This window comes from Gemmatimonadaceae bacterium, from assembly GCA_016720905.1.
GTDB lineage: Bacteria > Gemmatimonadota > Gemmatimonadetes > Gemmatimonadales > Gemmatimonadaceae > Gemmatimonas.
The window spans coordinates 351,462-376,160 of sequence record JADKJT010000030.1 but is presented as its reverse complement, the minus strand read 5'-3'; the positions used below and the strand labels follow the sequence as shown (position 1 = coordinate 376,160).

At 65.4% G+C, this 24,699-nt stretch carries 18 protein-coding genes, 8 tRNA genes and 2 pseudogenes; 9 read left to right on the top strand and 19 right to left on the bottom strand.

All coding sequences use genetic code 11. From position 1 onward, the window contains the following. Positions 1-20 precede the first annotated feature (20 nt). Positions 21-1,739: a thiamine pyrophosphate-binding protein gene (locus IPP90_20535; GenBank protein MBL0173033.1), complete on the bottom strand. Its 1,719-nt coding sequence runs from the start codon at positions 1,737-1,739 to the stop codon at positions 21-23. Beyond that, positions 1,720-3,198 (bottom strand): aldehyde dehydrogenase, encoded by a 1,479-nt coding sequence (locus tag IPP90_20530; protein MBL0173032.1) that lies wholly within the window; start codon positions 3,196-3,198, stop codon positions 1,720-1,722. Before IPP90_20530 ends, IPP90_20535 begins: the two co-directional genes overlap by 20 nt. Positions 3,199-3,222: 24 nt before the next feature. On the opposite strand from IPP90_20530, the pseudogene IPP90_20525 reads away from it, so the two are divergent. The 5 genes and pseudogenes from IPP90_20525 to IPP90_20505 all read left to right on the top strand — a co-directional run bounded on the left by IPP90_20525 (position 3,223) and on the right by IPP90_20505 (position 8,685). Next, positions 3,223-4,408 (top strand): annotated as a pseudogene (locus tag IPP90_20525) (CoA transferase). Next, entirely contained in the window at positions 4,408-5,274 is an 867-nt protein-coding gene (locus IPP90_20520) for a MaoC family dehydratase N-terminal domain-containing protein (protein ID MBL0173031.1), read from the top strand. The pseudogene IPP90_20525 and the gene IPP90_20520 overlap by 1 nt, the downstream one beginning before the upstream one ends. 12 nt (positions 5,275-5,286) lie before the next feature. Continuing rightward, positions 5,287-6,444, top strand: a complete 1,158-nt coding sequence (locus IPP90_20515; GenBank protein MBL0173030.1) for an acyl-CoA/acyl-ACP dehydrogenase — start codon at positions 5,287-5,289, stop codon at positions 6,442-6,444. Positions 6,445-6,469: 25 nt separating this feature from the next. Continuing rightward, complete coding sequence (locus tag IPP90_20510; GenBank protein MBL0173029.1) at positions 6,470-7,855, top strand: MmgE/PrpD family protein; 1,386 nt, start codon at positions 6,470-6,472, stop codon at positions 7,853-7,855. Continuing rightward, positions 7,852-8,685, top strand: coding sequence for a CoA ester lyase (locus IPP90_20505; GenBank protein MBL0173028.1), 834 nt, complete (start codon positions 7,852-7,854; stop codon positions 8,683-8,685). The genes IPP90_20510 and IPP90_20505 overlap by 4 nt, the downstream gene beginning before the upstream one ends. 83 nt (positions 8,686-8,768) lie before the next feature. Here IPP90_20505 and IPP90_20500 read toward each other — a convergent pair. The 17 genes from IPP90_20500 to IPP90_20420 all read right to left on the bottom strand — a co-directional run bounded on the left by IPP90_20500 (position 8,769) and on the right by IPP90_20420 (position 19,161). Next, positions 8,769-8,841: transfer RNA gene (locus IPP90_20500), tRNA-Gly, on the bottom strand. A 72-nt stretch (positions 8,842-8,913) separates the two neighbouring features. Further along, on the bottom strand, positions 8,914-11,529 hold the full coding sequence (locus IPP90_20495; GenBank protein ID MBL0173027.1) for a serine/threonine-protein kinase: 2,616 nt from the start codon (positions 11,527-11,529) through the stop codon (positions 8,914-8,916). 383 nt (positions 11,530-11,912) lie between these two features. Then, positions 11,913-12,965: a putative sulfate exporter family transporter gene (locus tag IPP90_20490; protein MBL0173026.1), complete on the bottom strand. Its 1,053-nt coding sequence runs from the start codon at positions 12,963-12,965 to the stop codon at positions 11,913-11,915. 123 nt (positions 12,966-13,088) lie between these two features. Further along, positions 13,089-13,160 (bottom strand) — tRNA-Thr (locus IPP90_20485). A gap of 58 nt (positions 13,161-13,218) precedes the next feature. Beyond that, positions 13,219-13,300, bottom strand: a tRNA-Leu gene (locus IPP90_20480). Positions 13,301-13,374: 74 nt separating this feature from the next. Then, positions 13,375-13,449: transfer RNA gene (locus IPP90_20475), tRNA-Asp, on the bottom strand. Between the two features lie 49 nt (positions 13,450-13,498). Then, positions 13,499-13,570 (bottom strand) — tRNA-Glu (locus IPP90_20470). Between the two features lie 49 nt (positions 13,571-13,619). Then, positions 13,620-13,692, bottom strand: a tRNA-Glu gene (locus IPP90_20465). 208 nt (positions 13,693-13,900) lie between these two features. Next, a tRNA-Trp gene (locus tag IPP90_20460) sits at positions 13,901-13,973 on the bottom strand. Between the two features lie 43 nt (positions 13,974-14,016). Next, a tRNA-His gene (locus tag IPP90_20455) sits at positions 14,017-14,090 on the bottom strand. Between the two features lie 144 nt (positions 14,091-14,234). Further along, positions 14,235-14,801: an elongation factor P gene (efp, locus tag IPP90_20450; protein ID MBL0173025.1), complete on the bottom strand. Its 567-nt coding sequence runs from the start codon at positions 14,799-14,801 to the stop codon at positions 14,235-14,237. A gap of 76 nt (positions 14,802-14,877) precedes the next feature. After that, positions 14,878-15,282, bottom strand: coding sequence for a hypothetical protein (locus IPP90_20445; GenBank protein MBL0173024.1), 405 nt, complete (start codon positions 15,280-15,282; stop codon positions 14,878-14,880). Between the two features lie 74 nt (positions 15,283-15,356). Beyond that, entirely contained in the window at positions 15,357-16,283 is a 927-nt protein-coding gene (locus IPP90_20440; protein ID MBL0173023.1) for a hypothetical protein, read from the bottom strand. Continuing rightward, positions 16,219-17,331 (bottom strand): PD40 domain-containing protein, encoded by a 1,113-nt coding sequence (locus IPP90_20435; GenBank protein ID MBL0173022.1) that lies wholly within the window; start codon positions 17,329-17,331, stop codon positions 16,219-16,221. The genes IPP90_20440 and IPP90_20435 overlap by 65 nt, the downstream gene beginning before the upstream one ends. A gap of 38 nt (positions 17,332-17,369) precedes the next feature. After that, positions 17,370-17,765, bottom strand: a complete 396-nt coding sequence (locus tag IPP90_20430; GenBank protein MBL0173021.1) for a PD40 domain-containing protein — start codon at positions 17,763-17,765, stop codon at positions 17,370-17,372. Beyond that, positions 17,719-18,324, bottom strand: coding sequence for a PD40 domain-containing protein (locus IPP90_20425; GenBank protein MBL0173020.1), 606 nt, complete (start codon positions 18,322-18,324; stop codon positions 17,719-17,721). Before IPP90_20425 ends, IPP90_20430 begins: the two co-directional genes overlap by 47 nt. Before the next feature lie 129 nt (positions 18,325-18,453). Next, entirely contained in the window at positions 18,454-19,161 is a 708-nt protein-coding gene (locus IPP90_20420; GenBank protein ID MBL0173019.1) for a hypothetical protein, read from the bottom strand. 232 nt (positions 19,162-19,393) lie between these two features. On the opposite strand from IPP90_20420, the pseudogene IPP90_20415 reads away from it, so the two are divergent. The 4 genes and pseudogenes from IPP90_20415 (at position 19,394) to IPP90_20400 (ending at position 24,678) form a co-directional block, all read left to right on the top strand. Beyond that, positions 19,394-20,108 (top strand): annotated as a pseudogene (locus tag IPP90_20415) (ABC transporter ATP-binding protein). Beyond that, the gene (locus IPP90_20410; GenBank protein MBL0173018.1) at positions 20,105-21,970 is read left to right on the top strand and encodes an ABC transporter permease; all 1,866 of its coding nucleotides are present in this window, start codon (positions 20,105-20,107) and stop codon (positions 21,968-21,970) included. The pseudogene IPP90_20415 and the gene IPP90_20410 overlap by 4 nt, the downstream one beginning before the upstream one ends. A 404-nt stretch (positions 21,971-22,374) precedes the next feature. Beyond that, positions 22,375-22,887, top strand: a complete 513-nt coding sequence (locus IPP90_20405; GenBank protein ID MBL0173017.1) for an FtsX-like permease family protein — start codon at positions 22,375-22,377, stop codon at positions 22,885-22,887. A 111-nt stretch (positions 22,888-22,998) separates the two neighbouring features. Further along, positions 22,999-24,678: a GMC family oxidoreductase gene (locus tag IPP90_20400; protein ID MBL0173016.1), complete on the top strand. Its 1,680-nt coding sequence runs from the start codon at positions 22,999-23,001 to the stop codon at positions 24,676-24,678. The last annotated feature ends 21 nt before the right edge of the window (positions 24,679-24,699 follow it).

Here is a 24,699-nt window from a genome sequence, read left to right as displayed (position 1 = left end):
ACTCGGAATTCGCGACAACGTCAGCTGGCGGCGACCACGCCATCGGCATTGCCGAAACCGTCATCAACCACGCACTCGATCAGGTTTGGACCACCGCTGCCAATGGCCGCTCGCAGCGCGCGGTCGATCGCTGCGGGATCAGAAACCCGGCAGGCCTGCATGCCGAATCCGTTGGCCAGCGCCACGAAATCAATCGGCGGATCGTGCAGCTCCATGCCGACAAACTGGTGCGAGTGGCGGTTGGCCAACAGGCGTTCCTTGATGATCCGATAACTGCGATTGTTGATGATCACGTAGGTGATCGGCAGTCGCAGGTGCGCGGCCGTCCACAGCGCCTGGATGCCATACATCGCGCTGCCATCGCCGATGGTCGCCACCACTGGGCGACCCGGCTGCGCGAGACTGATCCCGATAGCACCCGGCATCGCAAAGCCCAGTCCGCCGCTGGCCAAGCCGTAGAAACTGTTCGCATCCCGCATCGACAATAGACTGGCCAGGGCCGGCCAGGCGGTCAGCGCTTCCTCGACCACGATGCCGTGGTCCGGCAGCGCGTCCACGATGCACATCATGAGCCAGCGCGGATCGATTGGACGACGCGATGCTGTCGCGCTCACTTCTACGCGCGCCCGCTCGCGCAGCGCCTGCCAGTTGCGTGAAGCCAGCGCCGCCACGCGTTGTGCGGCGTTGCGCGCCTGCTCTGGTGTGCGCCGCGCTCGCAGCACGGGCAGCAGGGACCGCAAGGTCTCCTTCACATCGGCACGGATCGCGAAGGCGGTGTGATAGTTCTTGCCAAGTTCCCAGTCGCGTTCGGTGATGTGCACGACGGGCAGGTGGTCCGGCAGCGGATCCACCGGGCTGAACGGCGACATGCGCAACAGGTCGGCACCGATGCACAGCAACAGATCATGTGGCTCGAGCGTTGCCCTCACCTGTCGCTGGTTTCGTGTCAGGTCACCCATGCACATCGGATGCTCGGACGGGAAGCGCGCGTTGTACGGGACCGGCTCCTGGTACACGGCCGCGCCAAGCAACGTCGCCAGTTCCCCCGCCTCGTCAAACGCCTGCCGATTGGCCACTTCACGGCCCGCGATCATCACCGGCTGTTCGGCGGCGAGCAGTGTCTCGGCGAGGCGAACCAGCGACTCATCGGAGGGACGCGTCGCGGCATCGACGCGTGTTGCGCCGCGCAGGTCGAGTTCCGCTTCGTCATCCAGAATATTGCCGGGCAAGCTGATGAACACCGGTCCCATGGGGGGTGTCAGCGCGATCTTCGCGGCCCGTCGAACAATCCGAGGCAGATCCTCGATGCGCGTCACTTCGACCGCCCACTTCACCAGCGGCTGTGCGAGCGGCACCAGCGGTTCATACAACAAGGGCTCCTGCAGGCCGTAGCCGACTTCGTATTGGCCGGCCGTGACGATGAGCGGGGAGCCCGAGAACTTGGCGCTGTACAGCGCACCCATGGCGTGCCCGAGACCGGGGGCACAATGCAAATTGACGGCGGCGAGCCGCTTCGACGCGCGGGCGAATCCGTCCGCCATGCCAAGTACCACCGACTCCTGCAGTCCCAGCACATACGTGAGCTGCGGGAAGCGCGGCACGGCCTCCATGATCGCCAGTTCAGTGGTGCCGGGATTGCCGAACAGATGCGTCACGCCCTCGTCGATCAGCAGTCGCAGGAATGCGTCGCGACCGGTTATGCGTGCGGGCGTGGACCTCTCACCGCATCGTGAAGGGATTGGCGCTTACCGCGCCGGTGTTGATCCAGACGCTCTTGACCTGCAGGAAGTCGCGAATGGCCGCGATGCCGTTCTCCCGCCCCATCCCCGAGTCCTTGTATCCGCCAAACGGCGACAGATAGCTCAATGCGCGATAGGTGTTCACCCACACCGTGCCGGCCTGGATCCGCTCGGACATGCGGAACGCACGACCGATGTCGCTGGTCCACACGCCGGCACCGAGCCCGAAGCGGGAATCGTTGGCAATCGCCACCGCATCATCCTCGTCGGTGAACTTGATGATCGAGAGAATGGGCCCGAACACCTCCTCCTGAGCAATGCGCATGCTGTTCCGCACACCCGAGAAGATGGTCGGCTCGATGAACCACCCCGTGCCGCATTCGGGGCGCGTCGCGGGGACGCCACCCAGTAGCAGCTCGGCGCCGTCCTGCTTCGCGATGTCGATGTAACTCAGCACCTTGTCGTACTGCGGCCGCGTCGTGATCGGGCCAACCTGCGTCTCCGTGCTCATGGGATCGCCCATGCGCGCCGTGCGCGCCAATGCCGTCAGTCGGTCGACGAACTGGTCATGGATGCTGTCCTGCAGCAGCAGGCGCGACCCGGCGATGCACGTCTGGCCGGTGGCCGCAAAGATTCCGGAGACCGCACCATTCACCGCATCGTCGATGTTGGCGTCGGCAAAGACAATGTTGGCCGACTTGCCGCCCAGTTCCAGGCTTACGTGCTTGAAGTGCTTGGCCGCGAGCTGGTTGATCGCGCGCCCGGTGTTGTCTGAACCGGTGAACGCGACCTTTCGCACGAGTGGATGCTCCACCAGCGGCGCGCCGACATCACCGCCGAATCCCGTGACGACGTTGACCACGCCGGGTGGAAAGCCGGCCTCCTCGAACAACTTGACGAATTCCAGCGACGATGCCGACGTGAACTCGGATGGCTTGAGCACAATCGTGCAGCCGGCGGCGAGCGCCGGCGCGATTTTCCAGGAGCTCAGCAACAGCGGCGAGTTCCACGGGGAAATGGCGACGACGACACCCAGCGGCTCATTCTGCGTGAAGTTGAAGTAGCCCTTCTTGTCCAGCGGCACCACCGTCCCTTCGATCTTGTCGGCGAGGCCGCCGTAGTAGTAGTACCACTGCGGCAGATAATTGAGCTGGCCCATCATCTCGGCGATCAACTTGCCGTTGTCCCGGACTTCGAACTCCGCCAGCTTGCGCGCGTCGCGCGCAATCAGGTCGCCCAAGCGGCGTAGCAGCGCCCCGCGCTGGCTGGCTGTCAGTTGCGGCCATGGGCCGCTGGTGAATGCCCGGTGCGCCGCCTTCACGGCGCGATCCACATCGTCCGCAGTGCCTCGCGCTATCTGTCCCCAGACGTTGCCGGTGTACGGGTTGTAGCTGTCAAACCACTCGCCGGAGCTCCCGTCCGAGAATTGGCCATCGATGTACATCTGGTAGCGCTGCATCACATCGGCTCCTAGTCTTATCGGATGTCACTACGTCCCCTGGATGGTATCACGGTGCTGGCGCTTGAACATGCAGTCTCGGCGCCGGTTTGCACACGCCATCTGGCCGATCAGGGTGCCCGCGTCATCAAAATCGAGCGCCCCAAGGTCGGAGATTTCGCCCGTTCGTATGATCGGCGCGTGCTGGGGCAATCGTCCTACTTCGTCTGGGCGAATCGATCCAAGGAGAGCCTCACCTTGGACCTCAAGCACCCCGAGGCCCAACCCCTGCTTGAGGCACTGGTCGCTCGCGCCGACGTGCTCGTGCAGAACCTGGCGCCTGGCGCGACGGCCCGGCTGGGATTGACGTTCGACCAGTTGAACGCACGCCATCCCGCGTTGATCGTCTGCGACATCTCCGGCTACGGCGATGTGGGCCCCTACGGCAACCGGAAGGCCTACGATCTGCTGGTGCAGGCCGAAGCCGGTCTCGTGGCGGCCACTGGCGACGGAGAGATGATTGCGAGAGCCGGCTTTCTCGGCCGCCGACGTCAGCGCCGGCATGTACGCCTACGCCGCCATCCTCAACGCACTCCTGCTGCGCGGCCGCACCGGCAAGGGTTCGCGCATCGACGTATCAATGCTGGAAACGCTGGCCGAGTGGATGGGGAACCCCATGTACTTCACGCACGCGGGACAGGCGCCCGCTCCGCGGAGCGGCGCTTCGCATCCCAGCATCGCGCCGTACGGGCCGGCACAAACGGGTGATGGCCAGCAGCTGCTGCTGGGGGTGCAGAACGAGCGCGAGTGGAGGCGCTTCTGTGCCGACGTATTGCAAGACGCAAATATCGCCGACGACGCGCGCTTCGCGAACAACACGCTGCGCACAGAGCACCGGGCCTTGCTCGACGACTTGATCACGTCGTGCTTTGCCAGCCTGACGGTCCAGCAAGCCGAGGCGCGGCTGCTGGCCGCCGGCATCGCGACGGCGCGCATCAACAGCGCGGCCGATCTGTGGCAACACCCGCAACTGCTGGCACGTGAATGCTGGACCACGGTGCAGTCAGAGGCCGGTCCGATTCCCGCGTTGCGACCGCCGGCACCCAACAGCTGTTACGTGGCGCGAATGGACGCGGTGCCGGCGTTGGGGCAGCACACCGATGCCCTGCTGGCCGAACTGGGATGCGACCGCGCGCGCATCGATGCGCTGCATGCGGCGGGTGCCGTGTGATGACCCAAGCACCAGGCGGCGCCGACCTGCGCGAATGGATCGGCCGCGAAGAGCAGCAGGCTGATGAGATCACTATCGCGCCGCTGGTCGCGCTGTCTGCCACGCTCGACCGACAGGATCCCGTGCCGCGTGTGGGTGACCCGCTGCCTCCATTCTGGCATCGGCTGTTCTTCCTGCCGCGGGAATTGACGCGCGAGCTCGCGCCGGACGGTCATCCCCCGCTGGGCGGCTTCCTGCCGCCGGCCGACCTGCCGCGACGCATGTGGGCGGGCAGCCGATTGACGTTCGACCATGCGCCGCGCGTTGGTGAGTCCGTGCGACGTGTCTCGCGCATTGCCGATATCAACGAGAAATCAGGCTCTACCGGCCGACTCCTTTTTGTTGCCGTGCAGCACGAGATTCATACGCCGCGCGGGCTGGCGATTCGCGAAATGCAGGACCTTGTGTACCGCGACCTGCCGACACCCGGAAGCGCAGTCGGCAGCGCGCCCTCAAGTGCGGCCGACGTGCCGGAAGCCATGTTCAGCCGCGTCATCACTCCCGACGCGGTGCTGCTGTTCCGCTATTCGGCCCTCACCTTCAACAGTCACCGCATCCACTACGACCGCCGCCACGCCATGGAGGTCGAGGGCTATCCCGGCCTGGTCGTTCATGGACCGCTGGTGGCCACGTTGCTGCTGGATCTGCTGCGACGCGAGCACGCCGCGTGTGACGTGCGGGAGTTCACGTTCAAGGCCCGGCGTCCGTTGTTCGACACCGCGCCATTCAGCGTGCATGGTCGTGCCGACAGTGCGACGCATTTCACCCTCTGGGCGCTCGATGCGCACGGCCATGTGGCCGTGAACGCGTCGGCCACCATCGCTTAAGCACCGGGATCGATGACGCACACCGCTGACTATCAGGACATCCGCGAGGCCGTACGGGCGTTGTGCGCCGAATTCCCCGACGCATACCACCGACAGGTTGACGACGAGCGCGCGTACCCGCAGGCTTTCGTCGAAGCACTGACGAAGGCCGGATGGCTGGCCGCGCTCATCCCGCAGGAATACGGCGGCTCCGGCCTGGGGCTCGCCGAAGCATCGGTGATTCTGGAGGAGATCAACCGCTGCGGCGGCAACTCGGGCGCGTGTCATGGTCAGATGTACAACATGGGCACGCTCCTGCGGCACGGCAGCAAGACCCAAAAACAGCACTATCTGCCGCGCATCGCCTCGGGTGAATGGCGCCTCCAGTCGATGGCCGTGACCGAGCCTACCACCGGCACCGACACCACGCGAATCACGACGTCGGCCGTCAAGCGCGGTGATCGCTACGTGGTGAACGGGCAGAAGGTCTGGATCTCGCGGGTGCAGCATTCCGATTTCATGATTCTGCTCGCCCGCACGACACCACTCGCCGATGTCACGAAGAAGAGCGAGGGCCTGTCGATCTTCATCGTTGACGTGAAGGCGGCGCTCGCCCAGGGCATGACGGCGCGCCCGATTCGCAACATGGTGAATCACGAAACCTGTGAGCTGTTCTTCGACAACCTGGAGATTCCGGTCGAGAACCTGATCGGCCAGGAAGGCCACGGGTTCAAGTACATCCTCGACGGACTCAATGCCGAACGGGCGCTGATCGCGGCCGAGTGCATCGGCGACGGCCACTGGTTCATCGATCGCGTCACCAAGTACGCCAAGGAGCGCGTCGTGTTCGGCCGCCCGATCGGCCAGAACCAGGGTGTGCAGTTCCCCATCGCTGAGGCGCATATCGAAGTCGAGGCGGCGAGCTTGATGCGCTGGGAAGCCTGTCGTCTGTTCGACGCGCACCTTCCGTGCGGCGCGCAGGCCAATATGGCCAAGTATTTGGCGGCCAAGGCCAGTTGGGAGGCGGCGAATGCCTGCCTGCAATTCCACGGCGGTTTCGGTTTCGCGTGCGAATACGACGTGGAGCGCAAGTTTCGCGAGACGCGCCTGTACCAGGTGGCGCCGATCTCCACCAACCTGATTCTCAGTTATGTGGCCGAGCATATTCTGGGACTGCCGCGTTCATTTTGATGCCTGACAACGCGGTGGAGCGCTCATGACTGACTCTCAATCGCCCAGCGTCGTGCTGGCCACGTTCGCCGCGAATCTGCGATTCGAACAGATCCCCGCGCACGTGGTGCATCGCGCGGAAGACCTGTTCCTCGACTGGTTCGGCTCGACGCTGGCCGGTCGCAACGCACGCGCCGTGCAGAGCCTGGCACGGTTTGCCGCAACCATGGGCCCGGTGAGTGTGCCCGCAGCGGGCGCCGCCGAGGTGCTGATTTCGCGCGGTCGGAGCAGTCCGCTGTTCGCGTCGATGGTCAACGCCGCGGCCTCGCATATCGCTGAGCAGGACGATGTGCACAACGGCTCGGTGTTCCACCCTGCTGCCGTGGTGTTTCCACCGGCGCTGGCGGTGGCGCAGGCCATTGGCGCGTCGGGCCGGGACCTGCTGACCGCTGCCGTCGCTGGCTACGAAGTGGGTATCCGCGTCGGCGAATTCCTCGGTCGGTCGCACTACAAGGTGTTCCACACCACTGGAACCGCCGGCACCGTGGCGGCCGCCGCAGCCGTTGGACGGTTGCTCAACCTGAATGCCGAACAGATGCTGCATGCATTCGGATCGGCCGGCACGCAGGCCGCCGGTCTGTGGGAGTTTTTGCGCGATGCGGCCGACAGCAAGCAGTTGCATACGGCAAAGGCCGCCGCCAACGGACTGATGGCGGCCTACCTCGCGGCCGACGGCTTCACCGGTGCCCGGCACATTCTCGAGGGACCGCAGGGCATGGCGGCCGGCATGTCCACCGACGCCGATGCGCGCAAGTTGACCGATGCGCTGGGACAGCGATGGGCCCTCACGGAAACGTCGTTCAAGTTCCACGCATCGTGCCGGCACACGCATCCCGCCGCCGATGCGCTGCAGCAGGTGATGCGTGCGCACGGATTGCGCGCGGAAGACGTGGCCGAGGTCACGGCGCATGTCCATCAGGGAGCCATTGATGTGCTGGGACAGGTGACCGACCCTCGCACTGTTCATCAAGGCAAGTTTTCGATGGGAACCGTGCTGGGCCTCATCGCCGTGTTCGATCGCGCCGGACTCTCCGAGTTTGATGCGCACTATCGCGATGCGCGCGTCGTCGCGTTGCGCGACACCGTGCGCATGGTGCTCGACCCCGAGGTTGATGGCGCCTATCCGCAGCGCTGGATCGGCAAGGTCACGGTGCGCACAAGGGACGGTCGCGTGTTGCATGGTCGCGTGGACGAACCGAAGGGCGATCCCGGGAACACGCTCAGCCGGCACGAACTCGAAACCAAGGCGCGGGGTCTTGCCGCGTACGCCGATGGGGCCAGCGAAGTCGAGATGACCTCGGCGATCGCGCGCATCTGGGCCATGGCCGACTGGGTGCGCGTGGAGCCGCTGTTGAGCGAGCGCGCGTCATGATTGTGCGCACATTGCTGTTCGTACCGGGTGATCGACCGGAGCGCTTCGACAAGGCGGCCGCCAGCGGTGCCGATGCCATTGTGCTCGACCTGGAAGACGCCGTGGCCGCGTCCAACAAGGTGTTGGCGCGCGAGTCGGTAGTGGCGTGGCTGCGGAATGCGGTAGTCACCGATGGTCCGTTGCGCATCGTACGGGTCAATGCGCGGGGGACCCCGTGGTTCGAGGACGATGTGTCGGCGCTACGGGATATCGGCGTGCATGGTGTCATGCTGCCCAAGTGCGAGCAGCCATTCGATCTGGACACACTCCCCGATGTCGGCCTGTGGCCGTTGATCGAAAGCGCGCGAGGCCTCGCCAACGCCACGGCCATCGGCGCCGTGCCGGGCGTTCAGCAGCTGGTCTTCGGCAGCCTCGACTTCCAGCTCGATCTGGGCATCGAGTCTGATGCCGATGAAACGGAACTGGCCCCCTATCGCGCCCAGCTCGTGCTGGCCTCCCGATTGGCGGGGTTGGCCGCGCCCGTCGACGGCGTGACGATTGCGCTGAACGACGATGCCGCACTTGCCAATGCCACCCGGCGCGCCATGCGCGAGGGTTTCGGCGCCAAGCTGTGCATTCACCCCCGTCAGGTGCCTGTGGTGCACGCAGCCATGCATCCAGGCGCAGTGGCTATCGCCCACGCCCGCCGCGTGCTCGAGGCCGCAGCCGCGGCTGATGGTGCCGCGGTAGCGGTTGACGGCATGATGGTGGATCGCCCGGTGATACGGCGCGCGCAGTCGGTGCTGGCTCGCGCCGAGCGGGCGGTGGGCCCGGATGGGACGGGGGCGTGAGTGTGCGAGAGCTCGTGGTCCTCACACACGAATGGCGCCGCAAGCGCGGCGCCATGGTGTTGTACTGATTTCAGGTGATCAAGAGCGGGCGATGGGACTCGAACCGGCGACGTCCAGCTTGGGAAGCTGGCATTCTACCAACTGAATTACGCCCGCGAAGCCTGCGGACCGTGGTCCGCAGACGTTGCACACCAAGAACTTAACGTTCGGGGCGCGCGCGGAACAAGGTCATGGCTTCACCACGCGATACATCCAGGCGTCGCCTCGGTAGTCGCGCCACATGATGGTCGCGCGCTTGAGGTTACTCGACAGGGTCATCTGCGTCGCGACATGGGCGACCGCGCCAATCCGCTTCTCCTGGCCGGGGCCGGTCAGTTGACGAATATCGGCCGCATCGGTGCCGCTCCAGACGGTGAACGCCAGCGACCCGTCAGCCAGCCAGTTCGCAGTGGCGGTCTCGGCGAACGATCGGGACCAGGCCGTCATCTCGCCGCCGGCGGTCGGCACCACATCGACACGCACGGTATCGCCCGTGGAAAGCCCCCAGCCGACCACGGCCAGGCGTGATCCGTCGGGCGACGCATCCACCTGCAAGAAGTTGTCGAACCACGCCGGCTTGGCAATCTCATGTCGCTTGCCTCGCTCGTCGACAATCACCCGGTCGCGCGCAGTGGGAATCCACGCCCAGCCATTCGGCAGGGCGGTCACACTGGTAAGCACGGAATCGGGTACGTCGATGGCGCCACTTGCCGACCCAGTGCGAATGTCGACGCGCGCAAGGTGTGACCCGGTGGAATTCAACGAGCGAACGAGCACCGTCACCGAGTCGTACCACTGCGCGCCGACCACCTGCCCCGCCAGGTTGAGCGGCGTTTCGGCACCGCCCGCGAAGGGCGCGATGGAATAGCGCAGTTCATCGGCCCCATTGGGCGTGGGCACGCTGCGTCGCATCAGCAATCGTTCGCCATCCGGCGAGACAAACGCGCTGACGCGATTGGAGGCCTGCATGAGCGGTGCGCCAGCCGGCACCTTGCCCGCCATCAGGTCGGCCAGATTGCCCGCGATTACGGAAAACGTATAGCTGCCATCATCGACGGCCATCTGCGTGCCATCGGCCGTCACCGACAGGTTGGTGAACCGGCCGCTGTAAATCGTATCCTGATGGGCCGAAAACTTTCCGTTGGATGGATCGAGGGCGACTCGCACCACCGCTTCGGCCGCCGTCGGTCCGGCGCGCGTCATCCACAACGCATCGCGCGATGCCGCGGCGCCACACGTGCAGGAGTTGAGCAGCTTGTCGGTCACGGTGCCGTCCCGTTCGAGCACCTGCCACAACCCGTGCGCCTGTTGAATCACCAGCGCTACAAATCGCGTGGTGCCGGGAATGGACACCAGCGATGACAGCAGGCCGCCGGGACCGGGAACCCGCACGCTGTCGCGTACGGTGCCGTCCAATCCCGCGACGCGCACATAGAAGTTGGTTTCTGAGGCGCCGGCCGGTCCCAGCAGCAGCGAGTCGCCGCCAGCATAGAATGTCGCAGCGCCCGGCGTGAGGAAGCGCGGCGCGCCCCCGAGGGCCGACGCGATGAAGGTGCCGTACTTCCCCCCAATCGTGCCGTTTACCATCAGGTTGCGGCGGTCGGGGCTCCACTCGAGTGCGTATGCGGCCGTCGCCCCTTCCGTCACGCGGCGCGTCGTGGTGCTGCCCACATCCTGCACGTCCAGCGCGTAGCGGCAGTCGGCGCCAGTGCATTCGCGCGTGAAGTAGGCCAGTTGCTTGCCGTCGGCGGAGAGCGTGGGCGCACTGATCTTGCCGGTGAACGTGAGCTGCGTGCGATCGCGCAGCGCGGCCGACGTGTCTTCGCGCGTGAATTTCCCGTTCGCCGCCATCCAGCCAACGGTTCCGATAACGGCAATGCCCGCCAGAGATGCCGCAATCAGCGCGGGGCGCGAACGCGAACGGGCTGATGGCATTGCCGCGGCGTTTCCGACGGCGTTGGGGGCGGCCACCGGTGCCGCCTCGAGTGCGCGACTGAAATCGGCGACCGACGTGAAGCGATCGGCCGGCACTTTCGACAACGCCTTGGCAATTGCCGCGTCGATATGCTCCGGCACCGTGTTTCGCACGGTCCGCACATGCATCGGCGATTCCGTGAGCAGCTTGGCAATCACGGCTTGCGTGGTCTTGCCCGTGATTGGCGGCTCACCCACCAGCATCTCGTACAGCACGGACGCCAGTGAATACAAGTCACTGCGTGCGTCGAGGGCGCGCTCTCCCGTGGCTTGTTCGGGACTCATGTAGTACGGCGTGCCCAGCGACAAACCCGTCTCTGTGAGACGGCTGCCACCCGACTCCTGCACGGCCAATGCGATACCGAAATCGGCCAGCATCGCTTCGCCTTCCTGCAGCAGGATGTTCTCGGGCTTGATGTCGCGATGCACGACCCCCTTGCGATGCGCGTAGTCGAGCGCGCTCGCAATGTGCTTCGTGATGGCCAGCGCCTGTTCGAGGCTCAACTGCTGTTCACGGTCCAGCAGATCGCGCAGCGATTCCCCGCGCACAAAGGGCAACACGTAGTACAACAACCCGCCCGCACTGCCCGAATCAATGAGCGTCAGGATATGCGGATGATCGAGGCGCGCCGTGATCTTGACTTCAGCGAGGAACCGCTCGGTGCCGAGCACCGCGCCCAGCTCGGGCCGCAGCACCTTGAGCGCCACCTGTCGCTCATGCTTGAGGTCCTCGGCGAGGTATACGGTGGCCATGCCGCCCTGGCCAATCTGGCGTTCGATGCGGTAGCGATCGGTGAGAATCTCCGCGAGCAACTGGGACGTCTCAGACATGGCAGTGGCTCAGGGAGGGCCGAGGCAAGTGACCGTGACAGTCGGACTCGTCAATATGGACGAGCATCCAGTGGTGCGCAAACGAATCCATCCGCGGCAGAACAAGACGTTGGCCCCGTGGATTCATCCGTTGGGTCGTGGTCGCTCCCGAGCCCGGATCCATTCGTCTACCTCACGCTTTGCGTGCACAACCGCCGCGATGGTCGCTGCATCGCCCGCGTGCTGCTGTGCAAGCCGATCCAGTTCGCGGCGCCAGGCGCGCAGCTCAAACAGCGGAGAGAGCGCGCTGACCGTTGGTTCGATGACGGGTTCCATGATCTTCAATTTCCGATCGCGGCCCATTGCACACAAGCAGGTGTCGGCGCCTTTCAGGCAATCGCCTTTCAGGCAATCGCCAACAGCCGGATCAACGCAATACTCAGTCCAATGAGCGCCACGAGCGATGCCGTCACGGTGGCGATCACCCGCCCACCGGCACGCGTAACCGCACGCACATCCACTCCCAGTCCCAAGGCCGCCATGGCCGCGATCGTGAGCCAAGCCGAGACCGCGCGCGTCGGTTCGACGACGGCCACCGGAACCATTCCGGTTGATCGCAGCGCCGCCAGCATCACAAACCCAGTGATGAACCACGGCACGAACTTGGTGAGCGCGAAGCGGGGGCGTTTCGCGTCGACCCAGCCCGTTTTGCTGGTGGGATCGGATAGCGCGTTGGCACGAGGCGTGAGCGCGAAAAAAATCACCACCGGCCCCAGCATCAGCACGCGCACCAGTTTCACCAACGTCGCGACCTGACCGGACAGCACGCTGACAGGAAACGCCGCTGCGAGTACCTGCGGCACGGCGTACACCGTGAGTCCGGCCAGCACGCCATACTGGTAGTGCGACAAGCCGAGTGGATGCACGAGCAACGGCAGGCCGATCACCACCGCGACGCCAAGCAGCGCGGTGAAGGCAATGGACGACGCGACATATTCCGGGTCGGCATCAATCACCGGCGCCACCGCGGCGATGGCCGAGTTGCCGCAGATGGCATTGCCACAGGCGATGAGCACGGCCAGGGGGTGCGGGAGCCCGAAGGCGCGCCCAATGAGGTAGCTGGCGCCGAGACCAAACACCACCAGCAGCACGATGCCCAGGGCCAACGCGGGGCCGGCGCGCACCAGCAGCGGCAGGTCCACCGAAAGCCCCAGCAGCAGGACGGCGACCTCGAGCACTTGCTTGGCGGTGAAGGCCACGCCGGGCACGATGCGCGCGGGGGCCGTCCACAGCGTGCGCACGATCATGCCAATGACGATGGCCAACACCAAGGCCTCGACCACCGGGCGTCCGAACAGACGAGTGGCCGCGTTGGCCAGCAGCCAGGACACCGCCGCAACCAGCAAGGCCACGGCAATACCGGGGGCCAGTTCGCGGATAGAGGCGAAGCGAATCACAGCGAATCGTGTCACGTCGGAATGTCTATTTTGTGACCGGCGAACCCCTAAACGCCAACGGACGCCGCGAGGGCGTCCGTTGCGAACACTGCTAGAAGCGCGACCGATGGGACCAGTCGAAAGAGCCACAGATCGGGATTGAACCGATGACCGCCCGATTACGAATCGGGTGCTCTACCACTGAGCTACTGTGGCGACACTCGGGTAATGCACACGGAGAGGTGCCGTGCCCCATCGCCTGCACCAGCGGAAATGCCCTCGCGCGGACTCGAACCGCGACGCCTTTCAGCACTACCACCTCAAAGTAGCGTGTCTACCAATTCCACCACGAGGGCGTCCATCACCTGCTCCGGCCTAGCCGGCCCTCCCACATCCACAGCATCCCAGGTCCTTCACACATCACGTAATACGGGAGCGACGGGGCTCGAACCCGCGACCTCTCGAGTGACAGTCGAGTGCTCTAACCAAACTGAGCTACGCCCCCCGGTCCCAACACCTGCACCAGCACCTCTCAGGCCCCGCCAAGGGAGCCATAGCTCCAACGGGAGTCGAACCCGTCTCTCAACCTTGAAAGGGTCGTGTCCTAACCGATAGACGATGGAGCCAAACTGCCCTGCACCTGCCAACCACGTCCTACTGACCAGCACCTTCCAGTAGCGGTAACGGGATTCGAACCCGTGTTCCAGCCTTGAGAGGGCCGTGTCCTAGTCCCCTAGACGATACCGCCAACGTCGCCCGCCTTCGGCGGGTGCCGTTAGCGGTATGCTGTTTTTCAGTCGCTCGCGCGACTTGAAAAACAGTTTCTATGACCTGTCGCAATCGCGTAGCGATTGCTCCCTGCCCCGAGCGATCAACCTGCCCGGTCGTACCCTGCCAAAAACTCGGTACTGAGTACTTGGTACTTGGTACTTGGTACTAAGTACTCTCTTCACCAACAGGCCCGGAGGGAATCGAACCCCCAACCGCCGGTTTTGGAGACCGGTGCTCTACCAATTGAGCTACGGACCTCCGGGAGCGCCTGCAGCAGCCGGACGCTCTCGATGCGACTCAGGGTGACCGACGGGAATTGAACCCGCAACCCCCGGAACCACAATCCGGTGCTCTAACCAATTGAGCTACGGCCACCGTGTCGAACGCGTGGGCCGCTTCGCCACACCGTTCGGAACTCCCGATCACACCAGAAAGACGCGCGAGGGGAGTCGGAAATCGTAACCAGTCGAGCCGTCGTTTGCAACCCGCTCGCGACTCGCCGACACCCGCGCGGCGCCTTCAGTCCTTGGCGCGATCGAGATATTCGCCCGTGGTGGGATTCACGCGGATGCGTGTCCCCGATTCCACGAACTCCGGCACGTTCACCATCACGCCGTTTTCCAGCTTGGCCGGCTTGGACGACGCGTTCTTGGTGGCCCCACGCACCACGGGCGCCGTATCGACAATGGTGAACACCATCGAATTCGGCATCTCGATACCGATGGGGCGGCCGTTGTAGTACTCGGCCAGAATCTTCATCCCCGGCTGCATCCACGGCGCCGCATCACCAAGCGCTTCTTCGTCCATCTCCAGCTGATCGTAGTTCTCGACGTTCATGAAGTGGTAGGAATCGCCACCCTGATACATGAACTCCAGCTCATGCGTTTCCATGTCGGCTTTCACGATGGTGTCGGCCGCCCGGAAGCGATGTTCGAAGTTGGAACCGGTGCGAAGATTCTTGAGCTTCGCCTGCACCATCGCGCGCAGGTTGCCGGGCGTATGATGCCGGAATTCCACCACACGGCACGGGTCACCCTCGAACACGAGCACCATGCCGCGGCGGATTTGAGTCGCGGAAAAAGCCATAACGAGACCTGGAACGATCAGGGGAACGCCTGCGGCGTAGGTGAACGCGCACGCGATTGTTGGACAGCCTCGAAATTTAGCTACGCTGGCCCGCAGCGGAAGAAAGCCCGCCGGGGGTCGCGGTCGACTTGACCGGCGCTGACCCGGAGCATCTCTTTGGCGCTCGACCGGCCGGCGGCGGGTTCCAGAGCCCGGCAGCCGGGCGCACCGGGACCGACCAGTCGGCGGAGGTCCCCACCCGCTCGCCAAAGTGCGCGCCGAGTCCCTTGACGACCCCTCCAGCGCCCAGGCCAGCTCCGGCGCCATCTCGTCGAAGCCGATGCGACACCGGTGTGACCGTCCAGGAAATCTTCCCAGAAGTCGGGCGGTCGGCGTCGGGCACCACGACCGACATCGCCTGGGGCAGCACCACATGCATCTTGAGCAGCAGGGTCCGCGTGGAGCTGAACTCCTTGAGCGTCGGCAGCCCGAGCTTCAGCACCGGTGCCGCCAGCACCTGCCCCGCCCACCGATAGGTGTCCTCGATGGACTGCTTGCGACGCTGCGCGAGGGCGTTCAGGAACGCGCGGCTTGCTCGAGCGTAAGGCGCCCTCCGGGCCTCCGAAGATATCCGGACCGAGTCCAACAGGGGCTGGCGCCGAAGTCGGCGAACGCAGTCTTCGAGAAGGAAACGAGCGATGTCATAGGCACAGAGGAGGCGAAAGGCCGCCGTCGGCGACCAGGCCAGTTGATGTTCGAAATGAACGGCGAGTCAGGGCCCGGGGCACGCCTCCAGCAGGGCCCGCACGGCGGCATCCAATTGCCGGTCCCGACCACTGTAGGACTCGCCAACGGGGCGTAGCACCAGAAATCGGTCGCCCGGGGAGGGAAGCTCCATATCTCTCCCTGCGCATCCGTGACTCTGGTGGACGGGAGCCGCAGCGTCGTCCCGTCGAGCAGCGGCACATTCGACGTAAAGATGATCCACCCCGCCGTTGGTTCCCCGACCACCTTCCCCAACTTGAGCGTCCTGTAACCCTCGGTGAAATCCTCTCCATCGGATAGGGTATGCTGATTGGTCACCAGCACGGTGGGGCGCTCAATGGTGCGTTGCCCGAGGTTTCCGCGCGGCGGGGACGGCACCGAACCGCGCGACGTGAATTGCAGATAGCTGCGACGCGCCAGCACATCGATCGCATACGGATTTACGAAGCCACCGTTATTGTTGCGCACGTCGACCACCACCCCGTCGCGGGCCTGATTCTCGGCGTCGAGATCCAGATACAGTTGGTCCAGCGACGGCTCGCCCATGTCGAACATGTGCACGTATCCCAACCGCCCGTCGCTGATACGCGCCACGTACGCGCGCTGTTGTTCGACCCACTGCCGATAGCGCAGCGCCTTCTCCGTCGCAAGCGACACCGTCGCCAGCGCGACATCACGCGTGAGCGCCGAACTCGCAGTGGCCGCGCTGACGGTCAGCTGTCGACCGACCTTCCCCACCAGCGCCGAGTCCAGCGACGATCGCGCGGACCAAGGTGACGCCGTCGACGGCGACGATCTGATCGCCCACCGTCACCCCCGCGACCGCGGCGGGTCCCTGCGCGATGACTTCGGCCACTCGGTACTGTCCGCGCTGCTCCAGCGCGACGCGATCGAACTGCACGCCAAGTCGCGCCATCGGCACCGAGACCCCACCGGTGGTTGGCCCACTGACGCCCAAGTGCGAGCCATTCAGTTCGCCGATCATCAACGACATCACGCGGCGCAGGTCATCAGGATTGCGACTGCCCATCGCATACGGCTCAACGCGGGCGGCCAATCCACTCCAGTCCACGCCATGCATGGTGGCGTCGAAGAAGTTGTTCGCAAGATACGACCGCGCCTGATCGAAGATCGCCCGCTTCTCCGCTTCGAACGCGATGTCCACTTCGGCCGAAGCCGCGACCGTACGCGCCACGCGCGACTCCACCGTGATGGCGCTGATGCGACCGCCCTCGAGATACCACAGGTCACGCGAATCGGCAGAGAATTGCAGCGCCGATTTGCCGCCCGGCGACGTGGTGAGCGTGCGCAGCTGCTGATCGCGCGCCAACTCATCCAACAGCCACGTGTAGATCTGCTGTTGCCCGCCGGCGACCGCCGTAAATGCCAACGTGCGGCCATCGGGGCTGATCGCCAACGCGCCAATGTCGAGCCCCTGCGTCGGCACGATGCTCGACCGCAAGCGGATGCCCGTGAAAGCGATCGTCACGGGCGCCGTCGGTGCGGGCGCCGTCGATGGGTCGCACGCTGTCGGCGACGTCGCGGCGGGGCGCGAACCGTCGCGGCGCGGGAGCGTCGCCCGGGGCGGGCCGAACAAGTCGCGGAATTGATCTTCGCGGAATCGCGGCGTGCGCGGCACGAGATCCACGCGGATGATGCGCGGCGTCTCGGTGCGTTGCGACGAGCGATACAGCAGGAACTTCCCGTCCGGCGACCACTGCACGCCGCCAACGTTGGCGTCCGCCGCGAACGTCACCTGCTGCGGCGCAACGCCATCGAGCCCCACGACCCACAGGTTGCCGACCGACCGTTATCGTCGCGGCGTCATACGCGATCCACTTGGAGTCTGGCGACCAGGTGACGGCGGAGGCGCCGGCAAACGGCGGCTCCTCGACATCGGCCTGCGCGACGCGCGGTCACCGGTGCCGTCGGCGGACACACGCGGATCTCACCACCGTCGCGCTGATACGCCACCCACTTGCCGTCGGGCGACACGCGAGCGCCGTAGCTGCGAGCGGCGCCGGAGGTGAGCGCCCGCTCTCGCGCGTGCACCGCGTCCTGCACGAAGAGATTCCACGCGGTGCCGCGCATCGAGGCATAGACCACACGACGGCTGTCGGGAAACCACGACGGTTCTGATTCGAGATCGGGCGTCGCGGTCAGTCGCGTCGCCTCACCGCCATCGCGCGTCCCCACGACGAACACATCGCCGCGCGCCACGAACACCGCCTTGCGTCCGTCGGGCGAGACGCCGAGCGCCCCAAAGCCCTGCGACAGCGTCTGCTGTTCCGCGCTCACCTCGGCAGATACGCCGCGCAGCGTGATCGCCGATCTCACTGGCGCGCCCTTGGCGACATCGTAGCGCCAGATGCCGTAGTTCCGTTCGAAGACAATGGTGCTGCCGTCGTGCGCGATCGGCGGCCAGAGCACGACCATTCGTGAAATGCGTCATCTGGCGTCCGTGACTTGGCGATGTCGGACCCATCGGCTGCGCCCACAGATTTTCCTGTCCGCCCTGATCACTCACGTAGTACACCGCGTTGCCGTCTGGCGCCCACATGGGCCACGCCTCCTTGGCGCCCCCTGACGCACCGAAGGCCTCGTACGTCGGCGTGCCGGTTTCCAGCCCCTTCACCAACCAGATTTCGCTCTCGTCGAGATGCGAATGTCCATGACGCCACCACTGGCCCACCACCGTGCCGCGGGCGGTAATCGCGAGGGTCTTTCCATCGGGCGACGGGGCCGCCCAGTACTCCGAGGCATACCGATCGCCCGGCACGAGCGCGGGCTGTCCGCCATTGCGCTCACCCGCCAGACATCGTTCATGCCGGAGATGTCCCTGCTGCTCGTCGAGTAGTACAGCCAGGCCCCGTCGCGCGACCAACTGTCGAGCTGCTCCCGGCCGTCGTCAAACGTGCGACGCGTGAGCCGACCGCTCGCCAGCTCCAGCACATACACATCGCCGCCGCCCGTGCGCGTCGACACGAACGCGATACGCGCGCCATCGGGCGACCACAACGGCCGCGACTCGGTTGCCGGGTGCGCCACCAGCAGGCGCGCAACGCCCCCGCTGGCCGGCACGGTCCAGATGTCTCCGCCGGCCACAAACACCAGCTCTTTGCCATCCGGCGACAGTGCCGGCTCCGACAGGGCGGCGCGCGGCGCAGCCGCTTGGCGAGCCACGGTGGTCGGCAGCGCCAGCAGCAGTGGCGTGATCCAAGTCAACACAGCGTGGACGCGCATCATGGGCAACTTGAAAGCGAGTGGTGTAATCGCGCCCCAGATTGGTGGGCGCTTCCATCTGAATCAAGAGCACGGTGGCCGTCGGCTGGAGGCGGTGCACCACCCCGATGAGTCCCACCAGATTGGCTTTGGTGGAATCGGGATCGACACCGCGCAAGCCATCGTTCGCGCCAACCTCGAGTACCACGGCCGCCGCGGGTTGATCGAGCACCCACCCCGCCCGGCGCAGCGCGCCCGCGGATGTCTCGCCGCTCAGACCGGCGTTCACGAGCGTGATCGGGAACCCTGCGGAATCGACTTTTGCGTTGGAGTAACGCGGGGTAGGCTTTGTCCGGGTCGAGCCCAGGCCGGCCGTGAGGCTGGTGCCCAGCAAGACGACCTGCCGGCGCGCGGCCGGGGTACGGAGGCGGAACCGGGACGGGCGCGGGGGGTTGCCCCAGTGGCGGCCGCTCCGGTTGATTCCCCTGATGGTGTCGGACCGGGCGCGGCGCTTGAGGCGGTCCTTGCCTGACCCAGCGGTCCAAGCGGCCGAGCGCTCACCACGGCGAGTGGCCAGCGCGATCGCGCGTCGGGCCTGGTTCATCGAATCCCAACTCATCAATCGCATGCTTGTCGCTCGTGGGTTGACCAAATCGTATCAGAGTGGCGCACAGCCGCTCACCGTACTCCAGGACGTGTCGTTCGAGATTCCGCAGGGCGCGTTCGTGTCGATCGTCGGGCCCTCCGGCAGCGGAAAAACAACTCTGCTGGGACTGCTGGCCGGACTGGACACGCCATCACGCGGCACGGTGACCTTGGACGGCACGGACCTGGGCGCCTGGATGAAGATCAGCGAGCCGCCCTGCGCGGCGAAAAAGTCGGATTTGTCTTTCAGAGCTTTCAGCTGATCCCGACGCTGACCGCGCAGGAAAACGTCCAGGTGCCATTGGAACTCTCCGGCCGCGCCTCGGCCCGTGACGCGGCCGCCCGGGCCGCGACCTGCTGACGCGGGTAGGACTGGGCGACCGCACCCATCACTTTCCGCAGCAGCTGTCCGGCGGCGAGCAGCAGCGCGTGGCGATGGCGCGAGCGTTCGTGAACCAGCCGCGAATCTTGTTCGCTGACGAGCCCACGGGCAATCTCGATGGCGTGACCGGCGAACGCATCGTCGAACTGCTGGAAGAACTGAATCGCGAACGCGGCTGCACCATCGTGCTCGTGACGCACGACGCGGCACTCGCGGCGCGCACGCAGCGCACGATCCGGCTGCGGGACGGCGTCGTGGTGGAGGATGTCACCACGGAGACCTGCTGGCGCGTCCGGCGGTACGGGGAGCCGTGACCGCGTCGGCGACTGTGCGCCTGGCATGGCGGGAGAGTCGGACCGCGCGTCGACGTCTGGCACTGTACATGTCGTCGATCGCGTTTGGGGTGGCCGCACTGGTGGCCATCGATTCGTTCGCGGGCAACATCACCAGTTCCATTCGCGATCAATCGCGAACACTCCTGGGTGGCGACGTCTCGCTGGGCGCGCGGGCCGAGTTTCCTGCGGTGGTCGATACGTTGCTCGATTCGCTCGCGACGGTCGGTGTGCCGTACGCGCGCATCACGACCTTTGCGTCCATGGCGCTGGCCGAGCCATCAGGCGGCACCCGATTGGTGCAGGTCCGCGCCGTGTCGCCGGGGTACCCGTTTTACGGTGCCATCGAGACCGTGCCGGCGGGCGGATGGCGCACCGTGCATGACGCTCCCGTGGTGTTTGTCGATCCATCGCTCCTGATTGCGCTGAACGCCGCGGTGGGCGATTCCCTGCGCCTCGGCGTGCGTCTGTTCCGTATTGCCGGCACCCTGGGCAACGTGCCGGGTGACGCGGGCATCACCGCGGTGATCGGTCCACGGATCTACATCTCGGACAAATGGATTGCCTCGACTGGGCTCCTCAAGTTCGGCAGTCGCGCCGAGTACGATGTGGTGTTGCAGTTGCCAGCGACATTGTCGGCGAAAAAGGAGGCGGCGCTGTTCGCCCGCAGCTTGCGCTGGCGGATTGATCCGCGCGCCGCGGCGCTGCAGGAAGCCGCGGACGCGCGTGATGCCGGGGCGGGCGGTGCGGCGGCGGCGGCGGCGGTGCTGATGACGCGACCGACACGGCGCGCGACGGCGCCCGTACCAGCGCCCGCACCGGCGAGCGTGCCGACCGCGAGTATCACCGCGACGGCCAGCGACACCGCGCGCAGCGGACTCTCCTCGCCCGCGCCGCGTGCGCGTGTTCGCGTGCGCACGGTGGCCGACACCGAGCGTGATTTCACCGAAGCGGTCGTGCGTCTGGCCGACTTCCTGAGCATCATCGGCTTGATTGCGCTGTTGCTTGGCGGTATCGGCGTCGCCAGCGGTGTCAACGCGTTCGTCACCGCCAAGATTGACACGGTGGCGGTGCTGCGATGCCTTGGCGCCACCAGTCGGCAGGTACTCTCGTTGTACGTGGTTCAGGCGGCGGCCATGGGATTCGTGGGTGCGCTCGCCGGCGCCCTGTTGGGCATCGGCATTCAGTTCCTGCTGCCGTTGGTGGTGGCCGACTTCCTGCCCATCGACGTGCGCATCGCGCTCGAACCGCAACCGTTGGTGCTGGGCCTAGCCACCGGCGTGTGGGTGGCACTCATCTTCGCCATGCGACCACTGCTGGCGCTGCGCCGGGTTTCCCCCTTGCAGGCCATTCGACGGGATGCGGACACGGCTGCCTTGCCGCGCGAGTGGAAAGACCTGGCGCGCCTGATCGTCGACGGCCTGCTGGTGGGCAGTCTGGTGGCCATCATCATGACCCGATTGGGTGCGTGGCGTGAAGGACTGGCGGTCAGCGCGGGTATCACGGGCGCGGTCGCCGTGCTGTGGGTGGCGGCGACACTGCTGATTGCACTGGCACGTCGCAGTGCGCGCCCCTCGTGGCCGTTCACGTTGCGTCAGGGCGTTGCCAACCTGCACCGTCCGGCCAACCAGACACGGGCGGTGACCCTGGCCTTGGGCTTCGGAGCCTTTCTGCTCAGCACCGTCTATCTCGTCCAGGCGAACTTGCTGCGTCGCGTCCAGTCGTCCGCCGACGCCAGTGCCGGCAATCTCCTGTTCTTCGACGTGCAGGACGATCAGGCGCCGCCGCTGGATTCGCTGTTGCGCGCACGCCGTACGAGATCGTGCAACGCACGCCGATCATGACGATGCGCATTGACGCGGTGAACGGACGCAGCGTGGCGCCAACTCATGGCGGATACCTGGGTGCGGCGCGCGGGCTGGGCGCTGCGCCGCGAGTATCGCTCGACGTATCGCGAGGCCATTGTCGGTTCGGAGGTGCTCAAGGCGGGCCACTGGTTTCCTGACAGCGCGAAGCGCGCGCGGCAGCGCCAAATCCTGACGCGCCCTTTCCGGCGTCGTTCGAACGAGATGTGGCGACGGACCTGGCGCTGCACGCTTGGCGACACGGTCGCGTGGAATGTGCAGGGCGTCCCGGTCCGATCGGTGGTGACCAGCCTGCGCACGGTGAACTTGGCGCGCTTTGAAGCGAACTTCTTTGTGGTCTTTCGCCTGAGGCCATCCGGCGCGCGCCGCAGCAGTATGTGTTGGTGGCCAATGTCCCGCCGGGCGATGCCTTGGCCGCGATTCAGCGCGATGTGGTGCGTCGGTTCCCGAATGTCTCGAGTCTCGATCTCACGTTGGTGCGGCAGACGGTCGGATCGATCGTGAACCGCGTCGTGCTCGCGATCCGATTCCTGGGTGTCTTCTCGATCGCCATGGGCATTCCGGTGCTCTTCAGCGCGGTCGCCGCCACGCGTCGCGCGCGGCTGCGTGAGGGCGTCCTGTTGCGCACCCTTGGTGCATCGCGGGCGCAGGTGCTGCGCGTGCTGTTGGCTGAATACGGCGCGCTCGGCGCACTTGGCGCGCTCACCGGCATGCTGCTCGCCTTCGCGGGCGCGTGGGGCATCACGCATTTCGTCTTCCACGATCCATTCGACCCCGCGATTGCCGCCACGGCGATGATCGGCGGCGGGATGCTGTTGCTGACGATGGCGATCGGTTGGCTGACCAGCCGAGATGTCTACCGGGCGACGCCGATGGCGGCGATCCGGGAAAGCTGACACCGCAATCGATTGGGGAGCGTAACCCCGCGCGCCGTCCAACCCGCATACTCTGCAGCAGTCGGCGCGTCGCCTTCCTGCGCGCCTCGTTCCATCCCTGCGGAGCGCGTGATGCAGACCACCGAGTACGATGCGATTGTCGTGGGTTCCGGTATCTCCGGCGGCTGGGCCGCCAAGGAACTCACCGAGAAAGGCCTGAACGTGCTGGTGCTCGAGCGGGGTCGAAACATCGAGCACATCAAGGACTACGTAAACGCCTTCAAGCCGACGTGGGCATATCCGCACCGTGGCGGTCGCACGCAGGAGATGATCGCGCACTATCCCGTGCTCAAGCGCGACTATCCGTTGCAGGAAACCAACCTCGACTTCTGGGTCGACGATCGCGAGTCGCCCTACACCGAGGTCAAGCGCTTCGACTGGTTTCGCGGCTACCATGTGGGCGGCAAGTCGCTCATGTGGGGACGTCAGAGCTATCGGTGGAGCACGTTCGATTTCGCGGCGAACGCCAAGGATGGCATCGCCACCGACTGGCCGATTCGCTACCACGATCTGGCGCCATGGTACGACTACGTGGAGAAGTTCGCGGGCATCGCCGGGTCACGCGAAGGCATGCCGCAGTTGCCGGACGGACAATTCCAGCCCGCCATGCCGCTCAACTGTGCCGAGGAACTCGTGGCGGGCCGCCTGCAGAAGCTGTTCAACGGAAAGCGACGCATCATTCCGGGTCGGACCGCCAATCTCACCGAGCCACTGCCGGGTCGGAATCGCTGTCAGTCGCGCAACGCGTGCTGGTTGGGGTGTCCATATGGCGCCTACTTCAGTTCGCAGTCCTCGACACTACCGGCCGCTGTCAAGACAGGTCGGATGACCATGAAGATCTGGTCGATCGTCACCGAAGTGCTGTACGACCGCGATCGGAAGCGCGCCAGTGGTGTTCGCGTGCTTGATGCGATCACGAATCAGGTGACCGACTATCAGGCCAAGATCGTCTTCCTGTGCGCCTCGACCCTGAATTCCACATGGTTGTTGATGCGATCGGCCACCGATATCTGGCCGGGCGGACTGGGCAGCAGTTCCGGTGAACTGGGACACAACCTGATGGATCATCATTTCCGACTGGGCGCGTCCGGCACACTGGAGGGGATGGAGGACAAGTACATCTACGGCAGTCGGCCGACCGGGTTCTACGTTCCCCGCTACCGGAATCTGTTTGGCGACAAGCGTGGCTATCTGCGCGGTTTTGGCTATCAAGGCGGCGCCGGGCGCTCCAACTGGCAACGCGCCGTTGCCGAACTGGGTATCGGTGGCGACTTCAAGGATGCCGCCGCTCAGCCGGGGGCCTGGGGGATTGGTGCCACGGCGTTCGGCGAGATGCTTCCCGACCACGGCAATCAGATCTCGTTGGACCCCACGAGGAAGGACAAGTGGGGACTGCCGGTACTCAAGATTGATTGTGCCACCGGAGAGAACGAGCGCCTCATGCGCGTCGATATGATGGCCGACATGGCGGACATGCTCGAACAGTGCGGGGTGAAGAATGTGCACACGTTCGACAACGGCTATTTCCCCGGTCAGGGCATTCACGAGATGGGGACGGCGCGCATGGGCGTCGATCCGAAGACCTCCGTGCTCAACAAGCACAATCAGGTGTGGGATGCGCCGAATGTCTTTGTCACGGATGGGTCGGCCATGACCTCGGCAGCCTGCCAGAATCCTTCGTTGACGTACATGGCGTTGACCGCACGGGCCGCCGATCACGCGGTGGCTGAGCTCTCCCGTCGCAATCTCTGAACCACGGCACCCACATGTCAC

Bases quoted from the DNA above. Each gene is read 5' to 3' on its own strand.
- IPP90_20495 (MBL0173027.1), bottom strand. From the start codon at position 11,529: ATGTCTGAGACGTCCCAGTTGCTCGCGGAGATTCTCACCGATCGCTAC.
- IPP90_20505 (MBL0173028.1), top strand. From the start codon at position 7,852: ATGATTGTGCGCACATTGCTGTTCGTACCGGGTGATCGACCGGAGCGC.
- IPP90_20515 (MBL0173030.1), top strand. From the start codon at position 5,287: ATGACGCACACCGCTGACTATCAGGACATCCGCGAGGCCGTACGGGCG.
- efp (MBL0173025.1), bottom strand. From the start codon at position 14,801: ATGGCTTTTTCCGCGACTCAAATCCGCCGCGGCATGGTGCTCGTGTTC.
- IPP90_20400 (MBL0173016.1), top strand. From the start codon at position 22,999: ATGCAGACCACCGAGTACGATGCGATTGTCGTGGGTTCCGGTATCTCC.
- IPP90_20530 (MBL0173032.1), bottom strand. From the start codon at position 3,198: ATGCAGCGCTACCAGATGTACATCGATGGCCAATTCTCGGACGGGAGC.
- IPP90_20510 (MBL0173029.1), top strand. From the start codon at position 6,470: ATGACTGACTCTCAATCGCCCAGCGTCGTGCTGGCCACGTTCGCCGCG.
- IPP90_20520 (MBL0173031.1), top strand. From the start codon at position 4,408: ATGACCCAAGCACCAGGCGGCGCCGACCTGCGCGAATGGATCGGCCGC.